The sequence below is a fragment of the Stenotrophomonas acidaminiphila genome (assembly GCF_001431595.1).
Lineage (GTDB): Bacteria > Pseudomonadota > Gammaproteobacteria > Xanthomonadales > Xanthomonadaceae > Stenotrophomonas > Stenotrophomonas acidaminiphila.
Genome location: NZ_LDJO01000018.1, coordinates 22,507 through 34,494 on the forward strand (window position 1 = coordinate 22,507; position 11,988 = coordinate 34,494).

General features: G+C 68.0%; 15 protein-coding genes. All 15 read left to right on the forward strand.

The window, feature by feature from the left end:
• The first annotated feature begins 63 nt into the window (after positions 1 to 63).
• Positions 64 to 369: a hypothetical protein gene (locus tag ABB33_RS05420; RefSeq protein WP_033448819.1), complete on the forward strand. Its 306-nt coding sequence runs from the start codon at positions 64 to 66 to the stop codon at positions 367 to 369.
• 135 nt (positions 370 to 504) lie between these two features.
• Complete coding sequence (locus ABB33_RS05425; protein ID WP_033448816.1) at positions 505 to 2,784, forward strand: helicase-related protein; 2,280 nt, start codon at positions 505 to 507, stop codon at positions 2,782 to 2,784.
• Positions 2,785 to 3,011: 227 nt separating this feature from the next.
• Complete coding sequence (gene pilL2 / locus ABB33_RS05430; RefSeq protein WP_033448814.1) at positions 3,012 to 3,611, forward strand: PFGI-1 class ICE element type IV pilus protein PilL2; 600 nt, start codon at positions 3,012 to 3,014, stop codon at positions 3,609 to 3,611.
• Positions 3,608 to 4,249: a hypothetical protein gene (locus ABB33_RS05435; RefSeq protein WP_033448812.1), complete on the forward strand. Its 642-nt coding sequence runs from the start codon at positions 3,608 to 3,610 to the stop codon at positions 4,247 to 4,249. The genes pilL2 and ABB33_RS05435 overlap by 4 nt, the downstream gene beginning before the upstream one ends.
• A 14-nt stretch (positions 4,250 to 4,263) precedes the next feature.
• On the forward strand, positions 4,264 to 4,989 hold the full coding sequence (locus ABB33_RS05440; protein ID WP_033448810.1) for a TIGR03759 family integrating conjugative element protein: 726 nt from the start codon (positions 4,264 to 4,266) through the stop codon (positions 4,987 to 4,989).
• Positions 4,971 to 5,561: a transglycosylase SLT domain-containing protein gene (locus ABB33_RS05445; protein WP_033448807.1), complete on the forward strand. Its 591-nt coding sequence runs from the start codon at positions 4,971 to 4,973 to the stop codon at positions 5,559 to 5,561. Before ABB33_RS05440 ends, ABB33_RS05445 begins: the two co-directional genes overlap by 19 nt.
• Entirely contained in the window at positions 5,558 to 6,097 is a 540-nt protein-coding gene (locus ABB33_RS05450) for an integrating conjugative element protein (RefSeq protein WP_033448804.1), read from the forward strand. Before ABB33_RS05445 ends, ABB33_RS05450 begins: the two co-directional genes overlap by 4 nt.
• Before the next feature lie 4 nt (positions 6,098 to 6,101).
• On the forward strand, positions 6,102 to 8,294 hold the full coding sequence (gene traD, locus ABB33_RS05455; protein WP_033448801.1) for a type IV conjugative transfer system coupling protein TraD: 2,193 nt from the start codon (positions 6,102 to 6,104) through the stop codon (positions 8,292 to 8,294).
• Positions 8,291 to 9,040 carry a TIGR03747 family integrating conjugative element membrane protein gene (locus ABB33_RS05460; RefSeq protein ID WP_033448798.1) on the forward strand — a complete coding sequence of 250 codons (750 nt, stop codon included), beginning with the start codon at positions 8,291 to 8,293 and terminating at the stop codon, positions 9,038 to 9,040. The genes traD and ABB33_RS05460 overlap by 4 nt, the downstream gene beginning before the upstream one ends.
• A gap of 98 nt (positions 9,041 to 9,138) precedes the next feature.
• Positions 9,139 to 9,519: an integrative conjugative element protein, RAQPRD family gene (locus ABB33_RS05465; RefSeq protein ID WP_033448795.1), complete on the forward strand. Its 381-nt coding sequence runs from the start codon at positions 9,139 to 9,141 to the stop codon at positions 9,517 to 9,519.
• Positions 9,516 to 9,749, forward strand: a complete 234-nt coding sequence (locus ABB33_RS05470) for a TIGR03758 family integrating conjugative element protein (protein ID WP_003050225.1) — start codon at positions 9,516 to 9,518, stop codon at positions 9,747 to 9,749. Before ABB33_RS05465 ends, ABB33_RS05470 begins: the two co-directional genes overlap by 4 nt.
• Positions 9,750 to 9,765: 16 nt before the next feature.
• Positions 9,766 to 10,125, forward strand: coding sequence for a TIGR03745 family integrating conjugative element membrane protein (locus tag ABB33_RS05475; protein ID WP_023095489.1), 360 nt, complete (start codon positions 9,766 to 9,768; stop codon positions 10,123 to 10,125).
• A gap of 12 nt (positions 10,126 to 10,137) precedes the next feature.
• Entirely contained in the window at positions 10,138 to 10,548 is a 411-nt protein-coding gene (locus ABB33_RS05480) for a TIGR03750 family conjugal transfer protein (protein ID WP_033448788.1), read from the forward strand.
• Complete coding sequence (locus tag ABB33_RS05485) at positions 10,545 to 11,237, forward strand: PFL_4703 family integrating conjugative element protein (protein WP_033448786.1); 693 nt, start codon at positions 10,545 to 10,547, stop codon at positions 11,235 to 11,237. The genes ABB33_RS05480 and ABB33_RS05485 overlap by 4 nt, the downstream gene beginning before the upstream one ends.
• A partial coding sequence (locus ABB33_RS05490) for a TIGR03749 family integrating conjugative element protein (protein WP_056931423.1) occupies positions 11,234 to 11,988 on the forward strand: 755 nt, incomplete at its 3' end. The genes ABB33_RS05485 and ABB33_RS05490, both read left to right, overlap by 4 nt.

Here is an 11,988-nt window from a genome sequence, read left to right on the forward strand (position 1 = left end):
CTGCCGGAGCCACTTCACTCCGCCAGGGGTGTCGTGGCTCAATGACTCATCAAGGAGGAGCCCATGGCATCACATCGCATTGAAACCTACTGCCACAGGCTGGCGTTTCCAATCGGTGCGCTCATCTTCAGCAGGGGCATCGATCGCCTGGTCCGAACGGGTCGCCTCGACCCGATCCCGTACTTCAGGCGCCACACCCGTGGCGACTGGGGCGACGTCAACATCCAGCAATGGCAGGCCAACAGCACTGCACTGCAATCCGGTGCATCGCTGGAATCCCGCTACGTGATCCATCCGGGGCTGGCCATCCGCATCGTCACCGATGCGCAGCGCAGCGCCACCGTCATCGTGCTGCCGTCCGAAGACTGAGCACGATTCACCAGCAGGCCGCCACGGCCGGCAACTTCGACCACCTCGGCCAAGCGCCGATTTCCTTCCCACTGCGGGGCATGCCATTGCCCCGCTGGGGGTGGTGCATGCCCCATTTTTCATTGGAGCATCACCATGTCCCTCGATCTCGAAACCACTGCCGTTGAAGCCGCGCCCGTACAGGGCGAACTGCTCGATGCGGAATCTTCCCCTCTGACCCTGAGCCTTCAGGATTTCGTCGGCGAGTTCGGCGACGAACTGCTCGACGCCCTCAATAGCGCCAACCCGCCGGTCTATAACGGCCAGCCGCAGGCGCACCGGCAACTCGTCGTCGCCAGCCTCAAGCGCAAGCTGTTCCCGGCCCAGGCCGAAGTCGTCCACGCCGCCGCCGAGCTGCTGATCGACCGTGGCGAACGCGCCGCGATCGTCAATGGCGAAATGGGCTGCGGCAAGACGACCGTCGGCATCGCCACGGCCGCTGTGCTCAACGCCGAAGGCTACCGCCGCACCCTGGTTCTTTCGCCGCCGCACCTTGTTTACAAGTGGCGGCGCGAGATCCAGGAGACGGTGGCAGGCGCCAAGGTGTGGGTGCTCAACGGGCCGGACACGCTCGTCAAGCTCATCAAGCTGCGCGAGCAGTTGAATGTCCAGCCCACGGGCCAGGAGTTCTTTGTCTTGGGCCGGGTCAGGATGCGGATGGGGTTCCACTGGAAGCCCGTCTTCACCCAGCGGCGTACCCGTCACGGCAACGTGGCGGCGTGCCCGGACTGCGGCACGGTCATCACCGACCTCGACGGCGAGCCGGTCAACCCGGTCGCGCTCCAAGCCGAGGAATACCGCAGGAAGTGCAGCCATTGCGCCGCCCCCCTGTGGACACTGATCCGCCCGCGCAGCCTGTCCGGCAGCGACCAGTCCTCGGCCGTGCTGAAAGCCTTGAAGCGCATCCCGACGATCGGGGAAGTCACTGCGCAGAAGCTGATGCAGAAGTTCGGCGACGGGTTCTTGGCGTCGATGCTGGGCGACAACATCCACGAGTTCATCAACTTGATGGATGGCAACGGCGAACTGGTCTTCTCTGACCGCCAGGCGCATCGCATGGAAAGAGCGATGGCGAACATGGAGTTCGGCTTTGGCGAAGGCGGCTACCAGCCGTCCGAGTTCATCAAGCGCTATCTGCCGCAAGGCACGTTCGACTTGTGCATCGCGGACGAGGCGCACGAGTACAAGAACGGTGGCAGTGCCCAGGGTCAGGCTATGGGCGTGCTGGCGGCGAAGGCTCGCAAGACCTTGCTGCTGACAGGCACGCTGATGGGCGGCTACGGGGACGACCTGTTCTACCTGCTGTTCCGAGCCCTGCCTGGGCGGATGATCGAAGACGGCTACCGCCCGACCACGAGCGGCAGCATGACCTCGGCGGCCATGGCGTTCATGAGGGACCACGGGGTCCTCAAGGACATCTACTCCGAAAGCACCGGCACGGCGCACAAGACGGCCAGGGGCACCAAGGTATCGGTGCGCACGGTCAAGGCTCCCGGCTTCGGGCCAAAGGGGGTCTTGCGGTGCATCCTGCCGTTCACGATCTTCCTCAAGCTCAAGGACATCGGCGGCAACGTCCTGCCGCCGTATGACGAGGAGTTCCGCGAAGTCGCAATGGACACGGCGCAAGCCGCGGCCTACCGCGACCTGGCGGGTCGGCTGACCGCAGAGCTGAAACAGGCTCTGGCGCGACGCGATACGACGCTGCTGGGTGTGGTGCTCAACGTGCTGCTGGCCTGGCCGGACTGCTGCTTCCGGTCGGAAACCGTAGTGCATCCGCGCACGCGCAACACCTTGGCGTTCGTCCCGGCTCAGTTCAACGAGTTCGAGGTGACGCCGAAAGAGCGCGAGCTGATCGACATCTGCAAGGAAGAGAAGGCGCAGGGCCGCAAGGTTCTGGCCTACACGGTCTATACCGGCACGCGCGACACCACGTCGCGCTTGAAGGTATTGCTGGAGCAAGAAGGCTTTCGGGTGGCGGTGCTGCGCGCAAGCGTGGACGCCAGCCGCCGCGAGGACTGGATCGCCGAGCAACTGGACCGTGGCATCGACGTGCTCATCACCAACCCCGAGCTGGTCAAGACGGGCTTGGACCTGTTGGACTTCCCGACGATCGTTTTCATGCAGTCGGGCTACAACGTGTACTCGCTCCAGCAGGCGGCACGCCGCTCCTGGCGCATCGGACAGAAACAGCCGGTGCGCGTGATCTACCTGGGCTACGCCGGTTCCTCGCAGATGACCTGCCTGGAGCTGATGGCCAAGAAGATCATGGTCTCGCAGTCCACCTCGGGCGACGTGCCCGAATCGGGCCTCGATGTGCTCAACCAAGACGGTGATTCCGTCGAGGTCGCACTGGCCCGGCAACTTGTCGCCGCCTGATCCCCACGCCAACGCCGGCCTCGCGCCGCCGGCTTTCCATTGTTCCCACCTTGCAGCCACGCCCACGGTCTCCGTGGACGTGGCTGCATCTTCACTGGCCCCTTCGGGGGCCTTTTTCTTTGGAGGGAGGCTGCCGGGAAATCGGGCGCTGCCTGGTTCGCATTGTTTGCTGCCGCTCGTGGCCCGAGCGGCGATGGTGAGGGCTCGATGTTTCAGGACGACGCGCCATGTGCCCCTCTCCACCTTGGTTTCACCATCCCGAACGCCGCCTGCTGGCGGGTTTTCTCGGCCTGCTTTGGTCGGTGCTGGCTGGCGGCTGCGCCACGACGAGCGCGCCGGTCGCGCCCGACACCATCGAGGAAATCTCGGCCGCGCCCGTACCCGAGGCGCCCGATTACATCCCCGTCGTGCGCTACGGCCGCTACACCCTCGTGGAATTGGCACCGACAGCAGCGCAGCGGGACCTGCTGTTGCAGACCATCGATGTCGCCATGCCCGAGGATGCACGCGCCACGGTCGGCGACGGGCTACGGCATGTGCTCAAGCGCAGCGGTTACGGCTTATGCCAGACGGCGCACGCGGTGATCGAGCTGTACGCACTGCCGCTGCCGGCGGCGCACCTGCACCTCGGCCCCATGGCCCTGCGCGATGCGCTGCTCACGCTGGCTGGTCCGGCCTGGGAACTGCACGCGGATGACCGCGCGCGGCAAATCTGCTTCGAGCGGCCCGGCGACAGCATGACCGCCGACAACGCACCCGCGCCGCCCGCCACCGAGGCGGTGCAGACGTTCCCGCTGGCACCCGCGGCATCGGGAGGCCAGCCATGAACAGCCCGCAGCCCACCCATCGTTCAACGGCCACCGTGGTGGTGCAGAGCCTGATGTGGCTCTGGCTGATCGGCCTCAGTGTTCTGATGGCCCTGGGCTACCAGGCCATGAACGACCAGGCCGACCAGGATCGCCTCGATTCCCGCCTGCAACGCCTCGAAGCGCAGGCAACGGGCCTGGCCGAGATCGTCGAGGCCATCCAGCAGCGTCCGGCCGTCGCCACGGCGGCAGACCTCAAAGACACCCGCCAAATCCTGGAAGCACGCGCGGCCCAGGTCGAGAAATCGCTGAGCGCCTATGCCGCTGCCGACGACCTTCAGGTACTGCGCGCCGAAGTCGAGCAGGTCAAGGCGCGCCAGACCGCCGCACGCGCCGCAGTACCCGCCCAGCCGCGCGCACCGAGCAAGTCAGCCGCCAAGCCTGAACCCCCGCCGCTCCCGTTCCGCATCGTCGGTGCCGAACTGCGCGCCGGCGAGCGCAGCGTGTCCGTCGCGCCGAGCAGTGGCGACTTCACGCCCGACCAGCTTCAGGTGCTGCTACCCGGCGATGCCGTCGGCCCGTGGCGCTTGCAGGTCGTCGAGGGCAACACCGCGGTGTTCCAGGCCGGCGACCAGACCCGCCGCGTGGCGATTCCCTGACCGGAGCAGATCGCATGAAGCCGTCGATCTTCCTTTCCGCGCTCCTGCTGGCGTCCGCCCAGTGGCCCGTCTGGGCGCAGCAGCCGCCTGCGGCACCCGCCCGCAATGCACAGAGCCAGGAGCGCCCGCTGGTCGCTCGCGTTCTGGATGACCGGGTGGCGAGCGACTGGGGCCTGCAACCGCAGGAGTGGGCGCGCTACCGCGAACTGATGGACGGGCCACTGGGCATCTACTCGCCCAACCTGGACCCGCTGTCGGCCCTGGGCATCGAGGCGCGCACCGATGAAGAACGGCGCCGCTACGCCGAGCTGCAGGTGCAGGTCGAAGCGCGCCGCGTGGAGAAGCTGCTCGCCTACCAGAGGGCTTACGACGAGGCCTGGCAGCGTCTGAACCCCGGCATGCAGCGGGTGAACTTGCCCGACGACAAGCCGATCGCCGGAGCCACGCGCGGCTCCGGCCGCACGGCGGTGTTCGTCAAGGACGGCTGCGAAGCCTGCGGGCAGCTCGTACAGCGCCTGCAATCCTCGGGGACTGAGTTCGACCTGTACATGGTCGGCAGCCGCCAGGACGATGCGCGCATCCGCGACTGGGCCAAACGCGCGAACGTCGATCCGGCGCGCGTGCGCAGCGGCACCATCACGCTCAACCACGACGGCGGCCGCTGGCTGTCGCTGGGCCTGCCCGGCGACTTGCCCGCGGTCGTGCGCGAGGTGAACGGCCAATGGCAGCGCCAGCCATAGCCGCACTCCTGCGCGCACTGATGCTCGCCGCTGGCCTGTGCGCCTGCGTCGCCCAGGCCCAGGAGGTTCCGCCACCGGCCTACCAGCTCGCCGCACAGCGCGCAGGCATCCCCTCGACGGTGCTCTACGCCGTGGCCTTGCAGGAGAGCGGCATCCGGCGCAACGGGCGCATCGTACCGTGGCCGTGGTCGCTCAATGTCGCCGGCCAGTCGCGCCGCTATGCAACCCGCGCCGATGCCTGCGCGGGCTTGCAGCAGGTGATGCGCTCCACGCCGCACACGCGCATCGACGCCGGCCTGGGCCAGATCAACCTCGGCTACCACCAGCAGCGCTACGCCAGCGCGTGCGACCTGCTGGACCCGTACCGCAACCTCGCCATCGCTGCCGAGATCCTGCGCGAGCAGCACACCCCCGGCGAGGACTGGTTGCTGGCGATCGGCCGCTACCACCGTCCTGCGGGCGGCGAGCCTGCCGCCCGCTACCGGCGCAGCGTGTCGCGCCACCTCGCCCGGGTGCAGGGCGCACGCCCAACCGCCGCGGTTCTCGCCGCACGCCAGGAGACATCCCCATGACGACATCCCATCTGGCCTTGCGGGGCCTGCTCGTACTGCTGGCGGGCCTGCCGCTGGCCTCGCTTGCCGGCGAGCCGCTGATCGTGGTCGAAGACCGTGGCGGCGCGTCGGCGCTGCCGTACTACGAAGCCCTGAACCTCCAGCCGCGCGCCAACGCGCCGGCCCGGCCGCCGATCCCGACACCCCAGGTTCTCGCCACGCCGGCGGACGAGGCCGCGATGCTACCCGTGCGCAGCGCCAAGCTCACGCCCGGCACCGTCGCGCGGCGGGTCATCGAGGCACCGGGCCTGCGGCCTTTCGTGGTCGTCGGCGACGACGAGGCATCCCGGGCCTGGCTGCGCAGCCAGGCGGCAGCGCTGCGCGAGCGCGGCGCGGTCGGCCTGGTGGTCAACGTCGAGACCGTGCAGGGCCTGGCGCTGCTGCGCGCCCTGGTGCCCGGTGTGCCGCTCGCGCCTGTGTCCGGCGACGACCTGGCCGAGCGTCTGGGCCTGCGGCACTACCCGGCGCTGATCACGGCCACCGGCATCGAGCAATGAAGCCATGTCGGGGAAACAGCCGGTCGAGGTACTGCTACGCCCAGCGGTGGAGCTATACACCGTTGCCGCATGCGCGGGCGCCGCGTTTCTGTCCCTGGTGGCCCCATGGTCGCTCGCGCTGAGCCCGTCCATGGGCGTCGGCAGCGCGCTGGCGTTCGGCGCCTACGGTGCCATCCGCTACCGCGATGCCCGCGTCATCCTGCGCTACCGGCGCAACATCCGCCGCCTGCCTCGATACGTGATGACCAGCAAGGACGTGCCGGTCAGCCAGCAGCGGCTGTTCGTCGGGCGCGGTTTCCTGTGGGAGCAGAAGCACACCCATAGGCTGATGCAGACGTACCGGCCGGAGTTCCGCCGCTACGTCGAGCCGACGCCCGCGTACCGGCTGGCGCGGCGTCTGGAAGAACGGCTGGAGTTCGCGCCGTTCCCGCTGTCCCGGCTGCCAGCGCTCACCGGCTGGGACGTGCCTTTCAACCCGGTGCGGCCGCTGCCGCCTGTGGGCGGTCTGCCGCGCCTGCACGGCATCGAGCCCGAGGAGGTGGATGTCAGCCTGCCGTTGGGCGAGCGCGTCGGGCATTCGCTGGTGCTGGGCACCACGCGCGTCGGCAAGACCCGGCTGGCCGAACTGTTCGTGACCCAGGACATCCGACGCGTGAACGCCGCGGGCGAGCACGAGGTGGTGATCGTCATTGACCCCAAGGGCGATGCCGATCTCCTGAAGCGGATGTACGTCGAGGCAAAGCGCGCGGGCCGCGAAGGCGAGTTCTACGTCTTTCATTTGGGCTGGCCGGACATTTCCGCGCGCTACAACGCCGTGGGGCGCTTCGGCCGCATCAGCGAGGTGGCCACCCGCGTCGCGGGGCAGCTTTCCGGCGAAGGCAACAGCGCGGCGTTCCGCGAGTTCGCCTGGCGCTTCGTCAACATCATCGCCCGGGCCTTGGTGGAGCTGGGACAGCGCCCGGACTACATGCTGATCCAGCGGCACGTCATCAACATCGACGCGCTGTTCATCGAGTACGCCCAGCACTACTTCGCCAAGACGGAGCCCAAGGCCTGGGAGGTGATCGTCCAGATCGAGGCCAAGCTCAACGAGAAGAACATCCCGCGCAACATGATCGGGCGCGAGAAGCGCGTGGTGGCGCTGGAGCAGTACCTCTCGCAGGCGCGCAACTATGACCCGGTGCTGGATGGCCTGCGCTCCGCCGTCCGCTACGACAAGACGTACTTCGACAAGATCGTCGCCAGCCTCCTGCCGCTGCTGGAGAAGCTCACCAGCGGCAAGATTTCGCAGCTCCTGGCTCCCAACTATTCAAACCTCAACGACCCCAGGCCGATCTTCGACTGGATGCAGGTCATCCGTAAGAGGGCCATCGTCTATGTCGGCCTGGATGCACTGTCCGACGCCGAGGTCGCCGCTGCGGTCGGCAACTCGATGTTCAGCGATCTCGTGTCGGTCGCCGGGCACATCTACAAGCACGGGATTGACGATGGCCTGCCGGGCGCATCGGCCGGTGCGCGCGTGCCGATCAATGTCCACGCCGACGAGTTCAACGAGTTGATGGGCGACGAGTTCATCCCGCTCATCAACAAAGGCGGCGGTGCCGGCCTGCAAGTCACCGCGTACACGCAGACCCTCTCGGACATCGAGGCCCGCATCGGCAACCGCGCCAAGGCCGGTCAGGTGATCGGGAATTTCAACAACCTTTTCGTGCTGCGCGTGCGCGAGACCGCGACCGCTGAACTGCTGACCCGGCAACTACCGAAGGTCGAGGTCTATACGACCACCATCGTGAGCGGCGCGACGGACAGCTCGGACATCCGCGGGGCGACGGACTTCACCAGCAACACCCAGGATCGCATCAGCATGTCCAGCGTGCCGATGATCGAGCCGTCGCATGTCGTCGGCCTGCCCAAGGGCCAGTGCTTCGCACTGCTGCAGGGCGGCCAGCTTTGGAAAGTGCGCATGCCGCTGCCGGCGCCGGACCCGGACGAGGTGATGCCGGCAGACTTGCAGCAACTGGCCGGGTACATGCGCCAGAGCTACAGCGAAGCGACGCAGTGGTGGGAGTTCACCAGTTCCCCGGTCTTGCAGGACGCAGCCTTGCCCGACGACCTGCTAGACGATGCCGCTGCGCCCGGGCCAGACGTGGTGACCACCACCACGGGCGACAGCGCCGCCGACGAGGCTTCGCCATGAAAGACGCCGCCTCGACTGCGCAACGGGAGCAGAACCAGCGCCAGGGCCTGATCGTCGGCACCATCACCTTGCCCTTCCGGCTGCTCGGGGTACTGGTCGGCTCGCTGCTGTTCTCGATCGTCGTAGAGTGCGTCGGCATGCACCTGTTCTGGCAGGACCAGGGCTGGCGCCATTCCCAGCAGATGTTGCAGTACGAGCTGGGGCACCTGTCCAGCCACTTCACGCGCAGCGTCGTCGTGCAGGAGCCGGGGCGCACGGCGCACGAGCTGGTGGATACCGGCTACGAATGGGTGTTCGTGCGCTCCGGGCTGCTGGAGCGCATGAGCCAGACCGCCGAACGTGCGCGCACGCCCAGCCACGGACAGACACGCAACTTCCGCTACTACGTCAGCCGGGTCTATGTCTGGACCGAAAGCTACCTGATCGCCGCCGCGTTCACGACGCTTACGTTCCTCGTGCGCCTGCTGGTCCTGGTGCTCACGCTGCCGCTGATCTTCACCGCGGCATTCGTCGGCCTGATCGACGGTCTTGTGCGGCGGGACGTGCGCCGGTTCGGCGCAGGCCGGGAATCCGGCTTCATCTACCACCGCGCGAAGGCGAGCCTGATGCCGCTGGCCGTACTGCCGTGGGTCACGTACCTGGCCTTGCCGATCTCTGTGCATCCACTGCTGATCCTGCTGCCCAGCGCCGCCTTGCTGGGACTGGCCGTGAGCCTGACCGCAGGCAGCTTCAAGAAGTACCTCTAGGTCATCAATCCGGTCATCCGCGGATTCCTATTGTTTGCGGCCTAAAAGCCCCTCGCTGCCCACGATCAAGCCATTGCTGATCACACAGGAATGGCGCGATGTTGGCTCCGATCTGGCAGCGCGCCGCGCATCGCGGCGTGCCCATTTTTCTCGTGACGGCCCTGCTGCTGGGTCAGTCCCCGATGGCGTTGGCCGAGTCCCCCGCACAGCGCCAGGAGCTGGTCGCGGCGCTGCGCCAGCTCGACGCCCTGGAGCGCACCGTCGCCGACAGCGCCGCGCGTGCCCCCATCCAGCCGGGCGAGCGCTACCACTTCGATTACCCGCGGCTGCTGGCTGACCTGGCGCGCGTGCGCGCCGGCATCCAGGCCCATCTCACACCGTCGCGTGCCCGGCCGCGCGACCCCTCCGAACTGGCCGGCGACTACCGCACCGAGCGGCCCGCCTCGCCATCACCGACGGCTACGGAAGCCAAGCAATGAACGGCGCCCAGGTCTCGGCATTTCAAGCCAACAGCGGCATCGCGCCTTCGGCGATGGCGACCGTCCTGGTCGGCGTCGTGTTCGCGGTCCTGCTCGTGTGGGGCGTCTGGGCCATCCGAACGGCCTACGTGGGGTGGTCCGAGAGCCGCCTCAACCAGCGCCAGTTCCTCGGCGTCTGCATCCGCTTCGTCGCGATGTACCTCGTCCTGAGCTTCTTCCTCCTCTCCTGACCTGAAAGGCACGACCATGCAAAACCGCATCCTCCATTCCCGTCTTGCCCAGCGCGCCGCCGTGGCGCTGGGCGCCGCTGCGCTGCCCGCGCTGTCGTTCGCGCAAGGCTTGCCGCAGTTGGAGAACCCGACCCGCGGCACCGGCAACGGCATCATGGAAACGATCAGGAACTACGGCTACGACATCATCATGCTCGTGGCCCTCCTGGTCGTGGCGTCGATGTTTATCGGCGTCTGCTACCACGCCTACGGCACCTACGCCGAAATCCACACCGGCCGCAAGACCTGGGGCCAGTTCGGCCTCACCGTCGCGATCGGTGCCGTGCTGCTGGTGATCGGCATCTGGCTGCTCACCGAAGCCACCGGCATCCTGTAAGGCGAGGCCGGTATGTCCGAGCAGCAGCACGTCCGTGCGGACGGGACGGTCACGTTCCTTCCGCACCGGCTCAACCGCCATCCCGTTGTCGTGCGCGGCCTCACCGCCGACGAACTGTGGATCTGCTGCGGCCTGTCCGGCGCCGCCGGCCTGCTGGTCGGCTCGCCGCTGTCCTGGGTGTTCCGCACGATCGCCATCGCGCCGACGTTCGTCGTCCTGGGCGTGGCCCTGGGCGTCTTCATCGGCGGCGGCATCCTGCGCCGGCTCAAGCGCGGGCGTCCCGATACCTGGCTGTACCGGCAACTGCAATGGCGCATCGCCACGCGCCATCCGCTGATGGCGGGCTGGGTAGGCGGGCACGTGCTGATCTCGCGCTCCGGCTTCTGGTCCACCCGAAGGTCTGTTGCAAGGGGGGCACGATGAGCCGCTTCAAGAACGAGATCACCCACCTGCAGGCGCACATCAAGACGCTTCGCCTGGGGGCTGGCGCGCTGGTGATCGTCGCCCTGGTTATGGGCGGCGGCTGGTGGAGCGCGCCGCGCGACCTGACCATCCACGTCCCGCCCGACCTGCGCTCCGGCAGTACCCGAAAGTGGTGGGAAGTGCCGCCCGAATCGGTCTATGCGTTCACGTTCTACGTGTTCCAGACCCTGAACCGCTGGCCGACGAACGGCGAAGAGGACTACGCGCGCAACCTCCACACGCTCTCGCCGTACCTCACCCCGTCCTGCCAGGCCTTCCTGCGCGCGGACTACGACTACCGCCGCAGCACGGGCGAGCTGCGCCAGCGCGTGCGCGGCATCTACGAAATCCCCGGCCGCGGGTACGGTGACGACCCCACGGCGCGCGTGCGCGTGGTCTCCGACCGCGACTGGGTGGTGACGCTCGACATCACCGCCGACGAGTACTACGGCGCCGAGCAGGTCAAGCGCGCGCTCGTGCGCTACCCGGTGAAAGTCACGCGGGTGGACGTCGATCCCGCCCGCAACCCGTTCGGCCTGGCGCTGGATTGCTACGACGGTGCGCCCCAGCGCATCAGCGCCCCGGAGCCGACGCGCCCGGCGCCGGGCGGCCTGTCTCCGCAAGCGCCCCAAGGAGGAAACACCCCATGAAGCATCCTGTACTCGTGCTGCTGGGGCTGCTGGCCGTGGCCGCGGCACCCGTCTCCCATGCTGTGGAGATTCTGCGCTGGGAACGCATGCCGCTCGCGGTGCCGCTGAAGGTGGGCCAGGAGCGCATCGTGTTCATCGACCGGAACGTCCGCGTGGGCGTGCCCGCAGGCGTGGGCGAACGCCTGCGCGTGCAGAGCGCGGGTGGCGCGGTGTACCTGCGCGCAAGCGAGCCGATCGAGCCCACCCGGCTGCAACTGCAGGACGCCGACACGGGCGCGCTGATCCTGCTCGACATCGCGGCCGAGCCGCCCAAGGACGGCGAAGCCGAGCTGGAGCCGGTGCGCATCGTCGAGGGCAGCAGCACCCCGGCGCGCTATGGTGATCAGCCAGGCGGTGCCGATGAGGCCCCGGCACGCGCCCAGGATCAGGCAGGTACGCGGGCAGCGCGGCGCGAGACGCCGGTTCCGGTCGTCCTGACGCGCTTTGCTGCGCAGAACCTCTACGCGCCGCTGCGCACCGTGGAGCCGCTGCCGGGCGTCATGCGGGTGAACCTGCGCCGTGGCCTCGACCTCAGCACGCTGATGCCGACGCTGCCCGTGCGCGCGGTCGCTCTCGCGTCGTGGCGTCTGGAAGACCAGTGGGTCACCGCCGTGCGTCTGACCAACAGCAGCCGCGGCTGGGTCACGCTCGACCCGCGCGTGCTGCAAGGCGATTTCCTCACCGCCACCTTCCAGCACGAAGCGCTCGGCCC